Source organism: Enterococcus sp. C63 (assembly GCF_040887215.1).
Lineage (GTDB): Bacteria > Bacillota > Bacilli > Lactobacillales > Enterococcaceae > Enterococcus_B > Enterococcus_B hirae.
In genome coordinates, this window is sequence record NZ_JBFOFI010000010.1 from 53034 (window position 1) to 74998 (window position 21965).

At 31.7% G+C, this 21965-nt stretch carries 22 protein-coding genes and 4 pseudogenes; 8 read left to right on the forward strand and 18 right to left on the reverse strand.

Annotated features, from left to right (window positions below; translation table 11 throughout):
* Window positions 1-2 precede the first annotated feature (2 nt).
* From AB3H90_RS13265 to AB3H90_RS13310, 10 genes are all read right to left on the reverse strand, one after another.
* Complete coding sequence (locus AB3H90_RS13265) at window positions 3-692, reverse strand: sortase (protein WP_325828358.1); 690 nt, start codon at window positions 690-692, stop codon at window positions 3-5.
* Window positions 693-818: 126 nt separating this feature from the next.
* Window positions 819-1058 carry a hypothetical protein gene (locus AB3H90_RS13270; protein ID WP_368016859.1) on the reverse strand — a complete coding sequence of 80 codons (240 nt, stop codon included), beginning with the start codon at window positions 1056-1058 and terminating at the stop codon, window positions 819-821.
* A 66-nt stretch (window positions 1059-1124) separates the two neighbouring features.
* Window positions 1125-1364 carry a hypothetical protein gene (locus tag AB3H90_RS13275; protein ID WP_081125728.1) on the reverse strand — a complete coding sequence of 80 codons (240 nt, stop codon included), beginning with the start codon at window positions 1362-1364 and terminating at the stop codon, window positions 1125-1127.
* A gap of 25 nt (window positions 1365-1389) precedes the next feature.
* Window positions 1390-1605: a hypothetical protein gene (locus tag AB3H90_RS13280; RefSeq protein WP_325828359.1), complete on the reverse strand. Its 216-nt coding sequence runs from the start codon at window positions 1603-1605 to the stop codon at window positions 1390-1392.
* A complete protein-coding gene (locus AB3H90_RS13285; protein WP_081125730.1) occupies window positions 1602-1859 on the reverse strand; it encodes a hypothetical protein in 258 nt (85 codons plus the stop codon). The genes AB3H90_RS13280 and AB3H90_RS13285 overlap by 4 nt, the downstream gene beginning before the upstream one ends.
* Window positions 1856-2035 (reverse strand): hypothetical protein, encoded by a 180-nt coding sequence (locus AB3H90_RS13290; protein ID WP_081125731.1) that lies wholly within the window; start codon window positions 2033-2035, stop codon window positions 1856-1858. The genes AB3H90_RS13285 and AB3H90_RS13290 overlap by 4 nt, the downstream gene beginning before the upstream one ends.
* A gap of 424 nt (window positions 2036-2459) precedes the next feature.
* Window positions 2460-2792 carry a type IV conjugative transfer system protein TraE gene (gene traE / locus AB3H90_RS13295; RefSeq protein WP_081125732.1) on the reverse strand — a complete coding sequence of 111 codons (333 nt, stop codon included), beginning with the start codon at window positions 2790-2792 and terminating at the stop codon, window positions 2460-2462.
* 948 nt (window positions 2793-3740) lie between these two features.
* Window positions 3741-4040 (reverse strand): type III secretion system protein PrgN, encoded by a 300-nt coding sequence (locus AB3H90_RS13300; protein WP_081125733.1) that lies wholly within the window; start codon window positions 4038-4040, stop codon window positions 3741-3743.
* A 134-nt stretch (window positions 4041-4174) separates the two neighbouring features.
* Entirely contained in the window at window positions 4175-5668 is a 1494-nt protein-coding gene (locus AB3H90_RS13305) for a primase C-terminal domain-containing protein (RefSeq protein WP_081125734.1), read from the reverse strand.
* Window positions 5669-7108: 1440 nt separating this feature from the next.
* Window positions 7109-7183 carry a type I toxin-antitoxin system Fst family toxin gene (locus AB3H90_RS13310; RefSeq protein ID WP_128427789.1) on the reverse strand — a complete coding sequence of 25 codons (75 nt, stop codon included), beginning with the start codon at window positions 7181-7183 and terminating at the stop codon, window positions 7109-7111.
* Window positions 7184-7549: 366 nt separating this feature from the next.
* On the opposite strand from AB3H90_RS13310, the gene AB3H90_RS13315 reads away from it, so the two are divergent.
* From AB3H90_RS13315 to AB3H90_RS13330, 4 genes are all read left to right on the forward strand, one after another.
* Window positions 7550-8467, forward strand: coding sequence for a ParA family protein (locus tag AB3H90_RS13315; protein WP_368016860.1), 918 nt, complete (start codon window positions 7550-7552; stop codon window positions 8465-8467).
* Between the two features lie 12 nt (window positions 8468-8479).
* A complete protein-coding gene (locus tag AB3H90_RS13320; protein ID WP_128427787.1) occupies window positions 8480-9073 on the forward strand; it encodes a hypothetical protein in 594 nt (197 codons plus the stop codon).
* A 1027-nt stretch (window positions 9074-10100) separates the two neighbouring features.
* Window positions 10101-10655, forward strand: coding sequence for a tyrosine-type recombinase/integrase (locus tag AB3H90_RS13325; RefSeq protein WP_081129169.1), 555 nt, complete (start codon window positions 10101-10103; stop codon window positions 10653-10655).
* A gap of 64 nt (window positions 10656-10719) precedes the next feature.
* Window positions 10720-11262 (forward strand): hypothetical protein, encoded by a 543-nt coding sequence (locus AB3H90_RS13330; protein WP_081129171.1) that lies wholly within the window; start codon window positions 10720-10722, stop codon window positions 11260-11262.
* 390 nt (window positions 11263-11652) lie between these two features.
* On the opposite strand, the gene xerS is transcribed toward AB3H90_RS13330, so the two are convergent.
* Complete coding sequence (gene xerS / locus AB3H90_RS13335; protein WP_081129172.1) at window positions 11653-12738, reverse strand: tyrosine recombinase XerS; 1086 nt, start codon at window positions 12736-12738, stop codon at window positions 11653-11655.
* A gap of 130 nt (window positions 12739-12868) precedes the next feature.
* On the opposite strand from xerS, the gene AB3H90_RS13340 reads away from it, so the two are divergent.
* The gene (locus tag AB3H90_RS13340; protein ID WP_081129174.1) at window positions 12869-13228 is read left to right on the forward strand and encodes a type II toxin-antitoxin system RelE/ParE family toxin; all 360 of its coding nucleotides are present in this window, start codon (window positions 12869-12871) and stop codon (window positions 13226-13228) included.
* Window positions 13215-13481 (forward strand): helix-turn-helix domain-containing protein, encoded by a 267-nt coding sequence (locus AB3H90_RS13345; protein ID WP_010738094.1) that lies wholly within the window; start codon window positions 13215-13217, stop codon window positions 13479-13481. Before AB3H90_RS13340 ends, AB3H90_RS13345 begins: the two co-directional genes overlap by 14 nt.
* A 1148-nt stretch (window positions 13482-14629) precedes the next feature.
* Here AB3H90_RS13345 and AB3H90_RS13350 read toward each other — a convergent pair.
* Both AB3H90_RS13350 and AB3H90_RS13355 read right to left on the reverse strand, forming a co-directional pair.
* Window positions 14630-15262, reverse strand: coding sequence for an HAD family hydrolase (locus AB3H90_RS13350; RefSeq protein WP_081129176.1), 633 nt, complete (start codon window positions 15260-15262; stop codon window positions 14630-14632).
* Window positions 15255-15689: pseudogene (locus AB3H90_RS13355) on the reverse strand (DeoR/GlpR transcriptional regulator); the annotation flags it as partial. The gene AB3H90_RS13350 and the pseudogene AB3H90_RS13355, both read right to left, overlap by 8 nt.
* Here AB3H90_RS13355 and AB3H90_RS13360 point away from each other — a divergent pair.
* Together AB3H90_RS13360 and AB3H90_RS13365 are read left to right on the forward strand one after the other, a co-directional pair.
* Window positions 15649-16059 (forward strand): Mu transposase C-terminal domain-containing protein, encoded by a 411-nt coding sequence (locus tag AB3H90_RS13360; protein WP_081129177.1) that lies wholly within the window; start codon window positions 15649-15651, stop codon window positions 16057-16059. The pseudogene AB3H90_RS13355 and the gene AB3H90_RS13360 overlap by 41 nt on opposite strands.
* A complete protein-coding gene (locus AB3H90_RS13365; protein WP_368016861.1) occupies window positions 16052-16879 on the forward strand; it encodes an AAA family ATPase in 828 nt (275 codons plus the stop codon). The genes AB3H90_RS13360 and AB3H90_RS13365 overlap by 8 nt, the downstream gene beginning before the upstream one ends.
* On the opposite strand, the gene AB3H90_RS13370 is transcribed toward AB3H90_RS13365, so the two are convergent.
* The 5 genes and pseudogenes from AB3H90_RS13370 to AB3H90_RS13390 all read right to left on the reverse strand — a co-directional run bounded on the left by AB3H90_RS13370 (window position 16838) and on the right by AB3H90_RS13390 (window position 21954).
* Entirely contained in the window at window positions 16838-17263 is a 426-nt protein-coding gene (locus AB3H90_RS13370; protein ID WP_368016862.1) for a YSIRK-type signal peptide-containing protein, read from the reverse strand. The two genes, AB3H90_RS13365 and AB3H90_RS13370, sit on opposite strands and share 42 nt — an antisense overlap.
* Before the next feature lie 220 nt (window positions 17264-17483).
* Window positions 17484-17840: pseudogene (locus AB3H90_RS13375) on the reverse strand (ZmpA/ZmpB/ZmpC family metallo-endopeptidase); the annotation flags it as partial.
* Between the two features lie 395 nt (window positions 17841-18235).
* Window positions 18236-19537 (reverse strand): annotated as a pseudogene (locus AB3H90_RS13380) (ISL3 family transposase).
* Between the two features lie 258 nt (window positions 19538-19795).
* Window positions 19796-19960 (reverse strand): annotated as a pseudogene (locus AB3H90_RS13385) (transposase); the annotation flags it as partial.
* A 68-nt stretch (window positions 19961-20028) separates the two neighbouring features.
* Window positions 20029-21954, reverse strand: a complete 1926-nt coding sequence (locus AB3H90_RS13390; protein ID WP_081125760.1) for a BspA family leucine-rich repeat surface protein — start codon at window positions 21952-21954, stop codon at window positions 20029-20031.
* Between the last annotated feature and the right edge of the window lie 11 nt (window positions 21955-21965).

The following is a 21965-nucleotide window of genomic DNA, read 5'->3' on the forward strand; positions in this document are numbered from 1 at the left end:
CCTTATTTATTGATTTTTTCTACATTGACTAATTCACACTGGATCACATCGCACTTTTTCATATTATTTGCTTCAAAGCCTAACAGTGTGAGTAGTGGTTTTTTACCTGCTTTTGGCAAGGATAAAAAGGAATTGTTTTCCTTAGATTGAACTACCTGGCTGTAATCAGAAATTTTTCCTCTTTTGGAGACTTCATACTGATACTTGTAATGAGCATCGATTAGATCAATTTCTTCTCCTTCAGATAAATCAGTCATATCGGATAATAAAACACTTGGTGTATCTACGTTATAACCAGCAAGAATATAATTTCCATTTCCCATTTCAGTATCTGGATAATAAGTAGAAGCTACTCCTAAACTAAGCGTGTCGCTATTCGCTCCTTGAAAAACAGGGAGAATAAATCCTGTAGAAGAAAAAACAAGTTTTCCAGCAATTTCACCTTTGAGATCCTTTTCTAATGCCTGTTTTTGATTAGTAATCAGTTGTCTCTTAGAAATATCCGTTAAACTGGTCAAATTATCTTGATAGGTTTTAGCCTGTTCCTGAATATGGATTGTTTTTGTTACACTATCTACTCTTTCAGCGATTTTATCCTTTTGATAACCTTGATAAACAAAATAACTAAAAAGTAGAAAAACAATGATTACGCCCACGTAAGGATTAAATAAAGTTTTATTGTTTTTATTCATCTATCTACCTTCTATATTTAAATTAATTTACCTACATCTAACCAAGATAAACCACGTTAAATTTTACTATTCTTTTTATTCAATAACAATGCCACATCATAATCGATCATTTTCATATCATAATCGTCAAGAAACTTCTAATAATAGTTGGCAATTGGAACTTGTTTTTACATAAGTTCGCCTCAACTGTTCAAAATTTTTCATTGACCCCAACAAGCAGGCTTTTTCCTTTCCTGTTATCTGCATGTCATTGATATATTGCATGACAGATAATCTTTTAAGGTGTTTTTGTTTCATCATTTTTAGCAACTTTTCTTCCATTTCTTTCGACACTTTTTTTCTGTTTTTGATTTCTTCATAATTCATGAGTTTTCCTACCTTCCTTGTTTTTTGCAAAAATAAAAAAGCCTATGATCACATACGCTCTACACTTCAATCTTGAGTTATCTTTTTCTTTCGTTTAATTACTGGCCGTGCTGGCTTCAAATCCTTGATTCCATTATGAGTTCTCCAATAATCGAATTCTTTTCGCAATCTTTCTTTTTCCATATCTGTTCCTTTGGATAAGGCCTTGAATACATCTTTAGGTGAATAACCACGAGCTAACAGCTGTACATACCTTCCTTTTATCAAAGTATCCATATCCATCGCTTCTAAAACTGAGCGCGTCATCTAATTCCCTCCCTAAATAAATTCCTTACTTCACTTTTTCCTGGTGGAATACTAAATCTTTGAAGTCATCTTTCGTTTTTTCTTTTAATTTTTTCCATAATTCATGATTCGCAAATTCATCATTGATAATGGTGTTGCCTAAACATTCTTCAGCGATTTGCCAAAATCTTCCATAGTCCATAAATAAAACACCACTCCAACATGTAATTACAAAAGCTTGTCTCTCAGTTAGTCTTTTCATCTCGTTTCCTCTGAAACAAAAATATCTAGTGTACCTTCTTGTTTTTCCAATACGATCACGGAGTCTCTTACTTCATATTTGATTGATCGATTCTCATTTGCTCCTTCAACGCTAATAATAATTGCATTCCAATCATCAAATGGTTGGACAATTTTAAAATCATCTTTATCTATTTCGAACCCTTGTTTTTTAGCCTGTTCAACAGCTTTTCTTGCCGTTTCTTCCATCACTTTATTTGTTTCCAATTTTGTCATTTTATTACACGCTCCTCTAAACAATGAATTCCTTTTCCGGAATGAATCATAAAATAAATATATTTTATCGTTTTTCGTTCACTTAAAAATAAATAAATAATATCGACTCGTTTATGGCGTCCGAAACGAGAAACCCTAGTAGAAATCGGTAAATGCTCGATTGATCCAATGACCAACGTCCTCGCAAGTATCTACATGTACTGCAGCACACGACACAATTTCTTGTGCGTCCTCCCCATTACGAGAAGACCTACTCCTTATTCCATGAGTTTGCGTCAAAGCCTAGATCCCTTAGTAGCTGCTCATGATTAATCTAGGCGCTATTCTAACTTGTCTAACTTCTAAATTCCCTCTTGTTTACTCTGTGCATATTATTTACACAAATTCATTTCACCACTATCCAAACAAGGGCATTTACTCGATTGACCAATTTTTTACGTTACCAATCGTAAAAACCTACCCCGTCACTCCCCGAAGGGAATTGTTGATAGATCAAGTTTACTCCTTATTTTTCGAGTGATTCTAAGTTCCTCTAGAAGTCTCGACAATATTTTCAAGCAAGCGAAAAACGATAAAATACAAGTTATGAGAATGATCAATTCAACTGATCAAACGCCCCATCCCTTTTGCGGTACAACGCAAGACTCCATTTTTTCTTCGAGCAATCAGTACACCATTTTGGTCATAAACATGTTTGATTGTTGGATATAGCTCTTTTAAAGGGATAGGATCTTTTAAAATCATTTGCTTGCGTTTCCCAGTATAATAAATCATTTCTTCTGAAACTTTGTCTTTCTGGATTATATATTTCTTACACTGCACAACGGTTTTACTTTGGCCTGTTGATAGTTTCTTCGTGGTTTTCTCTGTAGCGGTACACCGTTTACCGTAGTGACAAATATCTTCGAGACTCAAAATTCCAGTATATAACATAAAATGATCCTCCCAGTTTATTCAAATATTTTTAATAATTTTTCTTGTTATTTTTCAAAAATAGAGAATTGATTTTCATTCATGACAAACAAAAAAGAGGGAACGCATTCAAACATGCATTCCCTCTAATTTCAGCGTTCGTCATACGGCAAAGAGCCACACAGACATTTTTATAACATTATACCTTGACATAATCCATCGTAATATCACGTATTTTTAACCATAATAAAGCCAAAAAAAGTGGTATCACTTTTAAATATCTGTTATACTAAAGTCCGTTGCGGGTAGTACCGTAACACTGAAGGGCACGCATTAAGCTCAGACCTTAATGCTTTCCTGTAGGACACTGACGGAGATTACCAGTCTCCCGAGTCTTACAGGGGCCTTTCTTTTTTTTGTATTTTCAATTACCAAAATTTATCGTCCAAAAGTGCAGAACGAAAATCAATTCATCACAAGCATAGCAGACAATTAAATTTAAAACAACTAAAATTATACAAAAAAATGTAAATGAATATTAGCAGCACTGCCTGAAAAGAAGTAATATCAGGCTTTTCAGCTTGGGGAAATAAGTGAATTACCTCTCTTCATGAATTATTATAACTCAAAAAAACTCATATGCAAACACTAGTTCCCTTTTTTTGAATGAAAAATAACTAAAATATCTAACGATTATGACTTTAAAACCTACGTTTGTGATTTTTATCATAAACTTTTAATCTTGAAATTCCGAAACAACAAATATTACTTTGTAATATTTGTAATCAAATTAGAATTATAAAAAAATTTTAATTTGATATTGACCGTCTTTTTTTAGTAACATAAGCATTTTATATAAACTACTCTAGCTATTTTTCCGTTCGAACTGTTAGTAAGTCTTCAAACGCTGCTTTTTATTTTTTCTCAAACTTAACAGGAATAGCTTCCTCAACATTAAGTAAATAAAAACTATTTCTGAATATACTTTTTCCTTTTCTTTGGTTTATTAGCCTTTTTAAACTCAATATATTCTTGCTCTAACACACACAAACAATCATATACCTGATCCATAGTCTCCCCACAAGCTAATGACAACGCATGAAGAAACTCAATAGGCAAAGTAGCAACTGTTTTTTCCCTAGTAACCCAAGAAGACAACGTCCCCTGCTTAAAACCATAAAGTTCACAAAACAATTCTACAGATAATCCCAAACGACCAATGATAAACACATTAACTGGATGTGAATAGACATAATTTTTTATTAACATAGTAAGTCCTCCAAGCCACACAAAACTGCATACGCAGTGATAAGTATACCACCTACACGTAGCTAGGCAAAGGCAGCAACACCCACAAAAGTATCATAGATATATTGTATAAGGCAATTTGCACCTTTTATTTTTTAACCCGTATCTACTTCAAAAAGAGTCACTTCTTTAAGAGGAGTTAAGGGCTCTGATAATTGGCTAAATGTCTCTTCTACTAAGCTCCCATTTAGTCCGAACACCTCTGTGATCCTTGTCGAATAAGCTAATCTCATTTCTTTACTTAGTTGAATAACCCTCGTGAACAACGTTTTGACTGCAGCAATGATCATTCCGCCATTTCTTCCTCGCGTTACTTTGTAGAAGACTTTATTTTCCTCTCGTAACTCGTTTAAGATTTTATCAAGTGTTCGCTTAGGCATGTTTAGTTCTGAAGCCAACTCTTTTTTTGACAGACTCAAATAAGGCTCACTAGCAAGAATTTTTTCGCTTAGATAAGCCAATAAATCTTCTTTCCATTCATTTTTATGACTATATTTTCTTTGATCTCGTGGTTTTTTAAATTTCCACCAGCCACGCCGTTGAATGAACAGGTCATTATTTTTTAGGGTTGGTGAAACCCATTGCTGACACAATTCAATAATGAATTCTCTACTTGCTGCCTGATAGTTACCAGAATAAGCACTGCGTACAATTTTTACTAATTCTGCTTCAGGTAGCGGTTCTTGTAACCGTTCATTGAATGCGAACATATTGTATTCGCAGGTATCCAGTGCATAGCCTGAAGAGTAATAAGCTAAAGAGAGTGTGAAAATCACGTTATTTCGACCAAGACGTCCTTCTCCGCCGATAATGTTTGCTTTATGAAGTAACATATCGAACCACGGTTCATCTACTTGACGAATTTCTTTTTTCTCAGGAAAGACAATTAGTTTTCGTTCTCGATCTTCTTTTGTTTTTTGATCTGATTCAAGCTTCATCGACCATTGAATCCAATCAGCAAAAGAATACTGATAGTTCATTTCTTGAAAAACAACATTATTTTCTTGTGGGAATCGAGCAATTCCGAAATGGTTACATCCTAGATCCACTCCAGATAATTTTTCAGCCAACTGTAGACGAATCGTTTTGGAGATTTTTTTTGCTATATCAATTACCTTGAAATTGCTTTTCTTTGTAACATAACCTGGTGTCTTTAATACAAAATAGATTTGATAACCATGTTCAGATTCTAAAATTAGCGTTGGCATGTAACCCACTTGATCTAGGCAGGCTAAAATAATTTCGCCTTGATGATTCTCTTTTGAATCGATATCAACTAGAAATGTGTTGATTTGGCTTAAGTTTTTCTCAGAATGGCCTTTAACCACTGTTCGATACTCATCCGTATATGTCCCATAACGATACACATTAGGTGTCCAATGCGTTAGCTTTTGTTCGTTTTCAAAAATCGCTTCTTCAGACGTAATTACCATACCACGTCCACCATTCATTAATTGTTTACTACGGTACGCAAAGATAGCACCATTTCTGCTAGAATCAATATAATCTACAGGTTTCATGGTGCTGTTTCGATATTTGTATGTACGTAAGCCATTTTTAAGAATAGCTGAATAAATTTCGCTCAACATCGATTGTAACGTCCTTTCCCAAACAAAAAGAGAACACAATTTAGCTTTAATCTCAGCCATAGTATGTGTTCTCTCCTCAGTGTTTAAGAATATTTAATTTAAATACACTAAATAAACGTTCTTCTGTTGAGTTGCTCGTCATTTTTTGATAGAATAAAGACAATCGGAAAAGGTATTCCGATCAACTTTTAATATAAGTAGTCGGTAGCTACTTACATATTCTTGAGACGAGCGTGAACACATGTCTTATCCATGTGATTCAGAAATAATTGATTCTGGTAAAATCAACTATTTCCGTCTCTTTTTTTGTTTTTTATAATTGTTCTTATCTATAACGATAGCACTTGTTATAATGCTTTATAAATAGTTTTTTGAGTGCCTTTGTTTTTTTAAGTATCTAATAAATTCGTTTCATCTAAATAGCTCAAGATATTCTTTTATATTTTTTCAAAAAGCTTCTTCTTGACCTATAGCAAGTTATTCTTCTTAACCACATATCACTTTTCTTTTTATATTTATATTAAGAATAGAGGAAGATAACATTATGTACAAGTATTTTTCTTCTTAAAAAAAAATAGTTACTACCTTAATTAATTCTATTTATATATTAGTTACTACCTTAATATATATTAATGTACTACTCTTTCTAACATATTAAATTAATTATGTACTACCTTTGTATTGTAATATCTACTACCAAAATGTGTTCAAATAGCAATTACCTACTACTTTAAATATAGAATACCTACTACGTTAATTCTCCTATTAATTAACGTAGTAGGTATTTATTTTTTCACATGTGTTTCCCATATATTTTCTAAATAATACGGTTACATATATAATGTAGCTACTTGTTTTTTGTAGTTAATAAATAAAATACTATTTTTACAATTAAGTACTACCTTTAATAATAGTATAATATACTACCTTTATTACCTATTAAATACTACCTTTATTATAATTGCGTACTACTAATTTAATCTATTATATACTACTACAATTAAAATAATGTACTACCTTTAATAAACATTAATTACTACCTTTATTTAGTAAGGAACAAAATTAATTACTACCAAAAAATTTTTTGTAAATATTAGGTAGTATATAATAGATGTTTATGAAAAATTACACTAGTCGTTTATTACTTTGATACTATTATCACTTTAGAAGTAGAGTGTCAATTTTTATCTATTCATTCTTTGCAACGCATGACCTCTGAAATATACTATTAATGTTTAAAAGGTCAGAAATATAAAATTAGGAGATTCATAAAACATACATCTAATTAAGATCTGTTTTTAATAGAATTTATGTTAGCTAATTTTATTAGCATGTGGTATAATAAACGTACAAATGATATAAGCACAAGTTGCACGAAGCCCCTAGAGAAGTGGGATTCTCTAGGGGCTTTTTTGTGAGCTGATGTCGCCTTTTGTGGTTTTACTTCTTGTTACGATTATTCAGCCAATAATCGTACGTTGCTACTAACAACCCTACAAGAAGGGGACAAATGATATTTTTAAGCGCAAGTTACACCTCCATTCAGTCGCAAAACTGTAGGATAGGCGACAAAATATTATGACATACTTGATATATATATATTTATCCTTTTAGGAAACATATGCTTTTTATTAATTCATTAAAGTATAACTGATCATTTGATTCCAAATACTAAAAAGGTAGTAGATAAACAAATTACTATTATTTATGACCTTTATTTATTAAATTATTACAGATTTATGTCTTGAAATAAGCTTTCTTTATATATTTTATAATTTAAAAATAATAAGGTAGTACGTATCATATTTTATAGATTTAATTAAAGTAGTATGTTATAATATTAAAAAAGGTAGTAGATAATAGATAAAGGAGTGATAGAGATTGTCCAAAAAATTTGTAATTGGTAACTTTAAAGGTGGCGTTGGAAAAAGCACTTGCGCCCAAATGTTAGGTTTTGAATCTGCCGTGGCAAAAAAACAAAAAACATTAATCATCGATTTGGATATGCAAGGGAATACATCAGATGTTATGAGTTTAACCCATATGAATTTTCCAGTTGAGGATGGTGGTGGAGATGGTGAACCGTTAGATTATCAATATACAATTACTGACGTTCTTGTTGGAACGCCTCCTCTAGAACTAGGATTGGAAGAAAATGGGAAAGTCAACTGGGATAAGGTAGTAGACAATGATACTCGCGTTGATCCAGAAAAAGCTGTATATAAAGTAGTAGATAATCTATATATATTACCAGCTGATATGAGTTTTGAACTTTACGATGATTGGATCAAAGACCAGTTTTCAGATTCTTCAGATAAACTTCTTTACATGGAAAAAAGATTGGCACCTTTATTAGAAAAATTTGACGTGATTTATCTGGACGTACCTCCTTCAATTTCTGTTTATAGTAAATCCGCAATGTATATAGCTGACTTCGCGATTGTTGTCTTGCAAACACAAGTAAAATCTATGCGAAATGCTATGCAATACTTAGAATACATGGACTTCTTTGTTGATGAATTTGACACAACTTTAAAGGTTGCTGGAGTCATTCCTTTTATGCTTGAGAGTGGAGATGCCGTAGATCAAGAAATGTATGCACAGGCTCAAAAAATTTACGGAGATCATCTATTAAAAAATGTAGTACTTAAAAATGCAAGATTAAAACGTTATGATGGATCAGGAATAACTATGGAGTTGACTAAAGCTAGTAAGCTAAAACAGTGGGATAGACGTTCTCATGAACTTTTTATCAATATATATGATGAACTTGTTGAACATGAAACTTGGTACGAGTAGGAGGGGGATCCAATGGCTGATATAAAAGATCTAGGTATCTTTAAGCCAAATAAAGGTTTAAATAAGATACGAGCTGGAAATGCTGCAAGAAAAGAATCAAAAAAAAATTCCGTTGATTCAACAACTGCTGGTGAAAGTGCCATTGTTGCTAGTAAAGAAACTATTGAAGCCCAAAAAGTCAACGTTACAGATTCTGTTCAATCACCAAAAAGATCAACCAAAAAAACAGTTTCTCCAAAAAAATCAAAAGGGGTAGGGGCCCCGATAAGAAAATTTGATCGTTCATTTTCTGCTCAAATGCCACTGAAACTATCACCACTACTGAATGCTACCTCTAGAGTAATGGTCGAAAAATATGAAACAAATCTTACTAGGGATGAGTTATTAAGAAAAGCACTTGATGAGTATATCAAGCAGCATTTGACACAAGAAGATAAACAAGATCTTTTTAATAATGTTATGCGTGATATTGAATTGTTTAGAGAAAAGAAACCTACAATTCCTGAAATAGACACAGATGGTACTATCATTCGCACAGTAGAAGAAATCGAACAAGAGACTGAAACATTCCTACATGATAGTTGGGGAATGAACTACAAACATTAATAATGTACTACCATGATCAACAATTGTGGTAGTATCTTATTTTTTTATATGCAAAAAGCTCTTTCCGCTGTATATCAAGGTTTTTAAACCTCTTTTAAAGTTCTATATAACGTACATAATGTACTACCTTAATTGTAGATTAGGGTAGTATATTATGTATGTTAACCTAATATTTAGAGCGTCCTATCGTTACATATGGTCTTTTATATGCCACATAATTTAATATTTTCTATCTCTTTAAATATTTAAAACTAACAACATTGCTATTAATATACATGGTAAAATTTATAGACATAGCTAAAATATCTATTTGATTTTCAATCAGAATAATTGAAATTATACCACGAACACTAATAAACTACTACTTTAATTCGTAATTATGGTAGTATCTTATTGATTAAAGTAGTACATTATCTCTTACCAATAATATTTAAAACATCGCCACCTTCCTGAGCTTTATGCTATTTGCCGTCCCAATCTTTTCACATACAGTATCTAGAATTGTTTTCCAAACCAAAATAACATACTACCTTAATTGCGCATTAAGGTAGTATGTTATTTGTTTTTGTATTGGATCAATAAAAATATTTAAGTAACAGTAACATAATATATTACTATTAGAACGACCTAATAGATAATATAGAAACTGATTTATAAATAGGGAAGCATCACTATAAAACTTTTTTGCAATTACGACAAATCTACTTAAATGTTTACTCTATAATAAAAGTAGCAAATTTAACCATTAGAATGCTGACTAAAATCTCAATTTATCTACGTGCATTTTAAGGCCTTATTTGGGTAATTCCTCAAAAAAAATCTGAAACGCGCTCAGAATGCTCCTGAGAAAAAATACCTTTTTTTGCTTATTATTTCCAGAATATTCTGAGTTACTGAAATGATATAAAATCATAAACTCATATCATTGATTTTATTGACTTTTAAATCTTAGTATCTATCAGTTTATGATTATGCTAATATATAACTAAAATAAAGAACTCAGAATATTTTTAAGAAGGTGAACAATTTGAACTATAATGTTCAACCGCTGCGAACGATGGAAGAGATTCAAGATTTTCAATTCTGGCTACGAAGAACAACTTACGCTGAACGTGATAGCTTTTTGTTTCTATTTGGGATAAATAATGGTTTGCGAATGTCTGATATTATAAAACTTAGGGTAGGGGACATTTGTGGAATAGATAAGCCTGTAATTGTCGAACAAAAAACAGGGAAGAGAAAGCCAATTTTTATAGATAATTTAAGAGAAGAAATTTCAATTTACACTGAAGGAAAAGAAAATCATGAATGGTTGTTTCCAAGCAGGCAGCAGGGAGGGCATATCACTAGAGATCGCGTGTATCAAATCTATGCTGATGTAGCCAAGAAGCTAGAAAGAACAGATATAGGGACACACACTTTACGAAAAACTTTCGGGTATCATTATTATAAGAGAACGAAAGACATTGCTACCTTAATGTTCATTTTCAATCACAGTTCTCAAGCAATTACAAAAAGATATATCGGAATTACCGAAGATGAGATAGGTGCTTCGTTGCGTGGATTTAAATTGGGAGGATAATTTAGATATTAGTTTTTTCGTGTATAATTAAATAACTATAATGAAAACTTAGAAGGTAAGATGAATGAAGATAACTGAATTTTTGGAAGTATTTAAAACTTTTAGTAACATTTATAATAGAATACCAGAGATAGAACAAAATATTGTAGTTGATAATGATTATTATGGAGGAATGGGCGGAGGTTCTATTATTCCAAAGACAAATTTAGTAGAGTTAGATGTAAATAATTACAGAGAATTATATGTTTTTAATACTTTGGATTTTGAAATACCTATGAAACAGATGAAAAACATTGACATACATATCCTACCAAATGAGTCGTGTCAAATAGATTATTCAATCGAATATTTTTACAAAGGTAAAAAAATAAAAAAGTGTGACAAATGTTTTGAATCAGCTGTGGTGAAAGTTCCTCAGTTTAAATTAAATCCTGCTAACTCGATACAATTTCAAAGATATGTATTTAATGTTTTAGCTAAAGACAATATAAGAAAATATAAAAAAGGTAATATAGTCCATATTGATAAACAAATATCTTCTAATTTAGAAGATATAAAAAAAGCCTTTGAAATTAAAACAATTGGCACTGTCCCTAACTTTAAATAACAAATAACTTACAGTCACAAGTTATAACGCTCATCTTATATTTAAAACATATACATTTTTTTCTATGGTTTCTGAATGCGAGTCTCATATCCAATAATCGAAAAATAAACTATTAACAATAAAAAAGTCTTCATTTATTGTTGAGGGAAATAAGAATACTTCTCCTTTTATTATGTTAGTATTGTGGACTGGTTTATTAATTGCATAGTATTTTAACAATCACAATTTTTTTCTTGATTTTTCAAGCTTTATTTAAGAGATTTTATATCAGTTATTCTGATTGGCAACTGGTAGTTTAGTAATATAAAAACGGTAGTAAAGCTTGTCTCTAAAGTTAGGTTTTTGTCTAATTTTAGAGGCAAGCTTCATTATTATACTTGTTTACTACATCTATAAAGCGTTCAAAGCATCAATCGTAGCTGCGTTGTCTATATGGGTATACAAAGTTGTTGTATTAGTACTAGAGTGTCCTAATTGTTGTGCCGTAAGTACTAAAGAATTGGTTTGTTGATAGAGTCTAGTGGCCAACGTATGACGTAGTTTGTGGGGACTGACTTGGACCCTGAAGCCTTTCGAATATTTTGCTACCATTCTTTCTATAGCAATCCCTGAGATTCGTTTTGCTTCTCCTTGATAGATTGTTAGGAAAAAGGCTTTTTCATCGTCTGAAGCTTTATACCGTTCTTTTCGAATGGCTAAATAATTTGCTATGTATTCCATAGCAAAAGCTGCTATATTCACAGCATCTCTTTTATTTCCTTTTCTAGTCACTACGACATTGTTCTTCTCTAAAGATAGATCTTCCAAATTAATATTTACAACTTCTGATAATCTCAATCCAGACCCTAAAATAAGAGCATTTATGGCAAGATCTCTTTCAATATCTCTTTGATAATAAACTAACGCTCTTTTACTCAAAGTGTTCTTATAATCCACTGCGATATAATCCAAATAGTTTTGCGTATCATCTTCTAAAAATAATTTTTTCTCTATAGCATTTGCACGTGCAGCTAAAGTTGTTTTATCTGCAATAGTAGATACTTGGTCCATAGGATTTTTTTCTAAATATGGCTTTCCTAAAGGATTATTCGAGCTCGTAGAAAGGTACTTAAACAAAACTTTTAGTGCCGTGATGTTTCGGTTAATAGTAGGGATCGATAAGCCCAAGTTATTATTGTCTTCAAGTTGAGATTTAGTGGATTCTTTTTTGACATTTTCTTTTGCGCGACGCTTCAAGTGGGACTTATATAGATTTAAATCATAGGCTGTTAATTGCTTTATTGATGCGATAGAAGTATCAGCAACAATAGCTTCGCCCAATAACCAATTATAAAAGAGTTTATAATTTTTCAAGTATTCTAGCGTTGTACGAGGAGATTGATCTTTATCCTCACGTTCCTGAACAAAATCTTTTATATAAGCTGGCATATGAAGCAATATTTCATCTATTTTTATATATATTTCCGTATTTTTCATTATATTCATCCTTTCAAAGAGTAGGGGAGAGAAGTAACTCTATAATCGGACTATACCAATTAGAAAGCTGCTTGTCAATTAATTTATACACAAAAATCGAAATAAATAAAATATATGATATAATAAGTGCATGGAGAAGATAGAATTCGAAACTTATAAACGACCAAATGGACATGATGAATTTTTAGAGTGGGTTACCGCTTTGCCTATTAAAGATCGTGCAAAATTATTAAGAACTATCAAAGAAACAGAAGTAAATGGCCTGTTAGTCGCACAACGTTTAAAATGGGTTAAAAAAATAGATACCAATTTATATGAATTGAGAAGTAAAGTTGGTTCAAATATTCAAAGAGGGTTATATTTTCATGTTGAAAATGGGCGATATGTAATCACACATGGTTTTACAAAAAAGTCAGAAAAAACGCCCAAAAAAGAAATAGATCATGCAAAGGAATTAAGAAAGGAATGGTTTGAAAATGAAGATAGATGATTTAATTAAAGATATGAAAAAAGATACCGCCTTTGCAGAAGCTTATCAGAGTGAAGGGGAGAAACTGCAAACTGCTATAGCACTATATAAAGCAAGAGAAGAGGCGGGACTAACACAAGTTGAACTAGCTGAACGTGCAGAGACCACTCAAGCAACTATCGCTCGAATTGAACGTGGGGATAACGTATCTTTTGAGAAGCTATCAGCAATTGCTCATGCTATGGGGAAAGAATTAAAAGTTGAATTTATCTAAATAAGATTGATCCTCCAAAAAAATCTTTTAGAGTTTTTTTATTTAATTATATAGAAAGATTGTTCTTTCTATATAATTAAATAATTGAAAATAAGTGAATGTAACTAGTTAAGTGTTTAAGAGAGTAAGAAGGGGAGAGCAATAACCAAAGAACACATAATTTAGCCTAAAAATCTAAGCAGATGTTGAGGGGTAATTTATTAACTTGTTTTGCTATAGCTATTTAAAAGAGTAGACTTGAAAATTGCACTTGTTTGTAAGTTTACAAATAAGTATTTGCCTGATTACAATTAACAGAATATATGCTATGATAAAATTATTAAAAACAGGTTCATATTACGACCGAAGGTCACTAGCGGTCGAGCCAGTGGCTTTCTTTTACGTTCTTTTCAGATCAACGGATAGGCTTACTGTCTTTTTTGACAATTCTGCAATCAAGCTATTTACAGATGTAGGGGCTGCTACTTCTGTCGCAATTGCAAAAAACAAACTTTATCTATTGTATTTAGTTGATTGTAATTATTAATAGATATGGTATAATTGTTTTAACGAAAAGATAATTCATTATACACCAAAAACCACTAGCTGGCGGGCTAGTGGTTTTCTTTTACGTTCTTTTCAGATTAACCGGTAGGCTTACTGTCTTTTTTGGCAATAATTTTGCAATCAAGCCATTTACAGATGTAATGCGCGATTACTTTTGCTACAATTGCAAAAAACATATCGAAAAGGTAATTCATTATACAACCTCCTCCCCTTGCCAGAATAGGCCGGGGTAGCAGACAGCATAAACATTATACCATAACTGAAAATTTCAATTTAGTATATTTCTCCACATATTGGTGGACCATTACAATTAAATACTCCATAGTTCTTATTGATCCAGATATAACTTATAAAAATCTAACTATATAGAAAACTATAATTTTCTATACACTTGCGTTTGAATAGTAAAATTATACTCTGCTAGCGCTTGAAATTTTCCTCATATAAAAAAACGCAGCTCCAAGTTTTAACCAATTTTATTTAAAAAACTCCTTTGAAGTGAAAAATTGATGTCACTTTTCTTTTTAAATGGCAAAAATTTCAATCTTTAAATGGCGAAAAACAAAGAGCGTGAGACCCTATCCTTATCTCACGCTCTTTGTCTATTTTTCTAACAAATCAAGTATTTCTTGAGGAGAATCAATAATTATATCTATACTTTGAAATTTTTCTATATTTTTGGCTCCCCATTTAGCTAAACCAAATGCTATCCCACAAGCTTTCGCACTTTGCATGTCATATAATGAATCACCAATATAAATCGTTTCTGCTTTTTTTATGCCCAATTCATCAATTGCCTTTTGTATGGGATCCGGAAAAGGTTTATGCAACTTAGTATCTGAAGCTGTAATTTGTATATCAAAATATAGATTTAAATTAAATCGATCAAACTCATTTTTCATTTCTTCTTTTGTTTTAGATGTGACAAGTCCTAATTGAATTCCTTTTACATGCAATGTCTGTAATGTTTCTTCTATATGCGGAAAAACTTGGGCATTGTCTGCTAATAAAAGTACGTTTTCACCCCATTTTGATAAGAGAGTTTCCTCTTCTTCTTCAGTATTTACAAACTTTTTAATAGCTTCTCTTCCAGGAATACCTAAAATATAATGTAATTCTTTAATCGGGATTTCCTTCTCTAATTCTTCACGCAATGTTTTTTGCAGAGAATATGTCATAACATATTCTGTATCAATAATCGTTCCATCAACATCAAATAATATCGTTTTAATCATAGCTATTCTCCTTTGTGTAGATGATTTTGCTCTTTCCTATTCTAACGACTAATTCTTCAGGAATTTTTTTATCAGTTATCAAATAATCAATTTCTTCAAACGAGTAGACAAGGTAATTGTGTGATAAATTAATTTTTGTATGATCACATAGTAATACGACTTTATTACTTTTCTCTCTAACTGCCTGTTTCATTGCGATATCTTCTTCATGGGCATAATAGATTCCCTGATTATTTATACCCGCACAACTTAAGAAAGAACTATCAAACCGATACTTAGTTAATTCCCAGATTGGGTATCCACCAGTAACTGAACGGCTTTCTCTATTTAAAGTTCCTCCAAGAATCGTAGTAGGTATTGAAGTGGTCTTTAAGAATTGATCGGCAATGTCAATCGAGTTTGTCACAGCTAAGTTTATATATTTATTGTTATTAGAAATTCCCAAAACTCGAAAAGTCCACTCTGATGGAATTCATTTCCAAGGATTACGATATACTAATCCTAATTTATCTGCGTTTGTTGGAGAACCTGTTTTAATCCGTTATACGCCAAATGATTTGGCAGAAATTAGAGTATTTTATAAGAATCGGTTTCTTTGTAATGCCATTTCTCCAGATATTTCAAATTATGAAATCAATATGGATGATTTAATTTTTGCTAGAAATAAACGAAAAAAATTATTAAAACAAAAGATACAAGTACCAAGTTCTGTAGAATTATTAATTGAAGAGAAAAAGTATGAAGAAATAACTAACCCACCTAAGAAATCAGCTTTAAAGAGGTACTATAATGAATAAAACCTTTATTGAAACAAAAGAATATAAACGATTTGCTGAATTTTGTGACGCATGTATTAAATATAAGTATATTGGAATTTGCTATGGTGCTCCTGGCGTAGGTAAAACATTATCTTCAAGGTATTACTGTAACTGGGATAATATAGAAAAGCAAATTGCCTATCATCGTGCTGATGATATTGGAAAAAATGCAACAGATGAAATATTAAGTGTAAATAAAGTTTTTTATACTGCACCAGCTGAAAAGATGTCTCGTGTCAGTTCTGATATTAACACAATAACTAGTAGAATAGGTCTGACTAAAGCAATGCATATGGTATTAAAATACAATCAAGAATATCCTTCTGTGCCTAAAACCTATGAAGCAATTGATTTAATTATTGTCGATGAAATTGATCGTTTAAAGCTTCAGCATTTAGAACAGCTAAGAGATATTTATGATAGAAATGATCTGGCAATGGTTCTTATCGGTATGCCTGGTATTGAAAAAAGGTTGTCTCGTTATCCGCAACTTTACTCTCGCATAGGATTTGCGCATGAATTTGATAACCTTAGTAAGGATGAAACACATCATATTTTGGAATACAAATGGTCAGACTTAGGAATTGATATTAAGTTAGAAGATTTTTCTGATTATGAGGCTATCACAACTATCATTAAAATTACAAAAGGAAATTTTAGGCTTATTCATCGTTTATTTGCACAGATTGATCGTATTTTAAGAATCAATCAAATGGATAAGATTACTGTAGAAGTTGTCGAAGCAGCAAGAGATAGTTTAGTGGATGGTAAGGTTTTTAATTATAACATCATTATTTAATAAGATACGGGGAGCACGCGTTGTAATCGTTTGATTATTTCCTTCAAGAATAACTTGTTTATTAATTATAATTGGATCTTCGTTTATTTCCTGAAAGCTTTGCGTAAAATACAGAATATCTCCGTCTTTAGAGTTAGTCAACGCTGTTCTAAAACTGTTACTATCAAAAATAGAAAATGTTTGATTCTCTTGCTTTCCATTAACACTACTTTTCTCTAGAGATTCTAAAATAGTAGTTGGTTCATTCGCTTGTACTTGGATGGGATTAACTATTAGTAAATTACAACAAATTATCATACAGACTGACACTATTCCGATAGACAATTTTTTTATGCTAAATTCTTTATTATTTCCACTTTTATTTAATTTACTCGCAAAAAACATACTACATCTCCTTATAATAAAAATTTTTAAAAAGTTAATATAAGAGACTATATTTTATTCTACATATCAAAATGCTCAAATTCTTATGACATATTTATTTGAAATGTATTAAACTGAATAAAATTTATCGATATTCATCTATGTGTGTAGCTATATAAGCTGTACTTGAATATAAAATAGTTAAATGTACCATTCCCCCAAAAGGAAATGGTACATTATTTTATTTGAAAATAGATTCGTTAAAATCATTCGTTAACAAATGATAAGCCTGCATGATCTTAGCTTTCAAATCATCCATATAATGCATATTTTTATTTGATTGTGCTAACATCAAGTCATTTATTATAGCTATATCAAATAATGATCGTAAATCATTGTAATTATTTATTACATTATTTTGACCATTCCATTGCACGGTTATTGATTTAATTTGATTTTTCTTATCTTTAAACATAATTTTTTTGAATGCTGCATAATCTTTATAATCACCATCAAATATTTTCTCAATGATAAATTCATCGGAGAATATTTCATTTTCTGTTTTAGCTTGTTCTTTGTATTTGTTAGATACATATGGTACAAAACCTTCTGTCTAACCTTTTACGGCTAACAACTCAAAAGCTATTTTTCCAAAGACGATTCCTCCAGAAGCACCATTTGAAATAATGAGGACAGTCTTAATTAAATAGTGATACTCAATTTTTGATGTATAGTTACTTTAACATTCTCCTAAATTTTTGTCACGGCTATTTTATTCACTATTTTTAGGAAAAAAATAGAAATAATACGAATAATTAAAACAAGTATAGCTGTATTTAGTAATAGTATCATGTTATATTTAATATATAAATCCAATTCATTTATTCAATCCTACTTAGTACTTTACATCTGTAAATAGCTAACAAAAAGATAGGCTCTTCGACATTTAGTGTTGGTAGAGAAAGATACAACTGAAAATTTAGTCATAACCAGTTAGGCAGATTGCTTAACTGGTTTTTGTTTTACTTGGAAGATTAAGCCTTGAATGAGATAAATTCTTGCTCGAAAGTTCTGGAAATTTCGATAGCCGTAGGCTACTCGTTTTATCACTTTTATCTTGTTGTTTGTTCCTTCTAATGCCCCATTACTATACCTGGTTTTTAAAGCATATTGAATCCCTAATTTGTATTTATTTAAAAACGTCAGCTTCTTACAAAACCATTGTGGGAGGCGTTGATCTAAGCTATTGATCGTATCGAAAAAGCTTTGGCTGTCCTTGTGTTTAAAGTGATAGAGGAGGAGCTGACAAGTCTCGTAAGCCCTTGTTAATTATTCGTCATAACTCAAAAGTTCATCGACGATCGCTTTTTGCGTCATTGGTCTACGAAAGGATCGATCATATTGATAATTGGAACTATCCAGATCATAGGCATGCTTAAGGAGCAATTTCCAGAATCGCTTCAATCGTCGATACTTTGTCGGTTCCGTTTTTTGAAAGCTGTTCATTGTTTTAATTCGCAACTGGTTTAACGCACGAGTGATTTGTTGGACAATGTGAAAGCGATCGGTCACGATTTTTGCGTTTGGGAAGACCGCCTTTACAAGTTCAAAATAAGGGGCATTCATATCCATCACGACGTATTTCACGTTCACTCGTGCTTTTCGGGTGAATTTAAGGAAATATGGTTTTAAGAATGCAAGGCGACGATTCTCCAATACGCCGATCAATTGTTGGGTCTGCCCATTCATAAAGACAAAACTCATTTTTCCGCTGCAGGACTTCATTGATTTGAACTCATCAAAACAAAGGACCGAAGGTAACGTATCAAAACGAGGATGATACGTTTTTAAACAGGTGTGTAGGACACGCAGAACGGTTACGTCAGAGACAAAATAGCGATCGGCAATTTCTTTTCTTGTTGTATTCTTGGCCAGCTCCAAGGCAATTTGAACCTTTAATTCTTTTGAAAGATAGCAGTTTTCATCCACCAAGTTTGTCTGAGCATTGAATGTCGACTGACATTCTTTACAGTAAAAGCGCGTACGTACCAAGCGTAATTCTGTTTTGGTGTCTCGATAAGGCAAAAGTTGAACTTTTGTTTTGTGTGAGCCATTCTTGATGATTTGTCCTTCATTTTTGATGCCACATTTACGGCAATGGCTTGGTATATAGCTAAGTTTGTCATGGATAAGATTGATGCGAACCCCCTCTTCTTCTACTGTCTCTAACCATTCTTCTTCGAAGAATAAATTTTCATCTGTTAAACCTAACAAATTTCTAGTACAATGATCCATGGAGATATCCTTTCTTGGTTTGGTTTTGTTTTAGACGACTAAATTCTACCAGTTAGGCTATCTCTTTTTCTATCTTTTTTTACAAAAAAAGTGTCAGTAGAAAATCCGTAGATTTTCCACCAACACTAAATATTGTAGAACCAAAAGATACCGCTAATTAATTTTCATTAGCGGTATCTTTTTGTTTAAGCCGTTTTTCAATAAGGACTAATAAATTGAGAAAAATCAAATCTAGCTCAGCTTTTTTATTATATCATCTTAATTAATCAAAAAAATTTTACTGTTCTCAAATGGTTTGAATTCGTGGAATACTCGTTTCATTGTCTTTATGCTAGTATTTTTCGCTTCTATTTTTCCATTGGTGCAAGGATAGATCATCACGTTGGTAATATCTTCTACATCTATATTATTTTTCTTTCTAAAATAGGGAAACCATACTAGAACACAGCAATTTTAGAATTATAGTACGTTTCATTTTTATTAGACTATTACTAAGATGGCCCATTTATTAGATTCCAATGTATTTCTCCCAAATACGTACCCGTAACTACTTGAGAAACATCAGGAATAACTAAAACTGCATTTCCTAAATCATAGTCATAAACACCATTTTTTCTCGTTGTTGTATTCGTTGACATGACTACCACTGTTTGATTCACTTGCAACTCAAAGTCAGGTATCCCAGTAACATCATTACTGCTTAGAGGATGTAAATCTGTACTTGGGTTATAAGCGTAATCCCCAGTATTCCAATTATCCATAATTGTTCCTGACTGATTATTCGCCTGAATGTAAGCATCTGAAATTTCCATTCCACTAGTCCAATTAAATGTTGCTGTAACTGTCCATTCATTATATGAATTTGTACGGTCCTTAACCCCAATATTTAAACTTTCTGTTTTCTTTAAAGGAATTTCTTGACGGCCACCAGATTGTAACGTAACAGTTCCCATATCAAATGCTTTAGGCAGATAGGCAAAACCTAATAAACTACTATTAGGAGTAAAATTTTGATTGTCTCCACTACTATTTATCTTTTGATTTAACCATTGTGCGGTATAAATATTATTAAATAAATCTGTTATCTGAGTAGCATCTTGTGTATCTATTCCTCCACTATTTAAAGTATAACCAGTAAAATCATAGGCTGCAGCTGGTGTTAATATAGGAATAGTTTGTTCCTGATTTATAATAAATTCTTTTAACCTATTCAAATCTAATTTAGGATCATCTGGCTGAACAAAAAAATCTGTAAAGAAACGTTGAAATCGATAACCATTCGAAAATAGTCCGATAGAATCAGACTCATTATAAGCTGATCCACCATCAAAATATGGTCCCGCTGGCGAACGATATCTTGTTGCAGGCGTAGAAGTACTTCCTGAATCGTAATTAAAATTTTGTGCTAGTAATTGACTATCAGTTGTCACGACTAATAATGGTTTGTAAGCACTAGCACCAAATGTGGCAAACATTTGGTCAAAATTTACATCAGTTTTTCCAAAATGCCAATTCGATAAATCATAGTATAAAATACTAGGAATAGCTGCAAACATTCGCCTAACATTAGTAACATTTGACATATCAAAATTATTTACCTCTAATTGTTTAGGGGAAGAAGAAAGTCCCGCAAACATATTGTGCATATCTGTTACGTTCGAAGTATTAAAATCCTGCTGGAAATTAGTCAGATCAGTATAGGTAAACATCTGAGACATATCTGTCACATTAGATGTATCCATACCTAAAAAATTTGCGCTTTGTAAATCGCTTTGATAAAACATCTGTGCCATATTCGTTACATTTGAGGTATCCAATCCACTGAAATCTAACGTACGAAGCCTAGCTAAATAAAAAGCTGCCATTAAATTTGTACTTTGTAACCCCACTTTTTTCCCATTAATTTCTTGTATTGTTAAAGAAATCGGATTTCCAACTGTATCTACAGATAAATTTTGCAAAACAACATGTTTTCCTATATTGTTCACATTAATTTCTCCTGGAATTACAATTTCCTCTGCAGTACCTTTATGACTTATTAAAATTATCTCATTCTCGTTCTCTTGATATTCCCATTCCTCTAAATCAAATCCCTCTTGTATAGCCATAATACTTGAGTTAGGCAATTGCTCAGTATCATTAGTAGTTGATTCTTCTTTAGAATTATCTGTACTATTTGAAGAATTTGTCTGATTATCCGATACTGTTTCTTCCTTTGATGTATTAGGAACAAATTCAGAAACGTCTTCTTCTGTTTCTGAATCTATCATTGTAGATGATTGTTCTACTTGATTATCAGATTCCAAAGATTCAGAAGTAACTACATTTTCTTCTGCATGACTATTTAAAACACCATGGTTATTAACTAATCCAAATACAAGCACAGAACAAAGTAGTCCACTTACTAATCGTTTCAAGTCTTTCACCT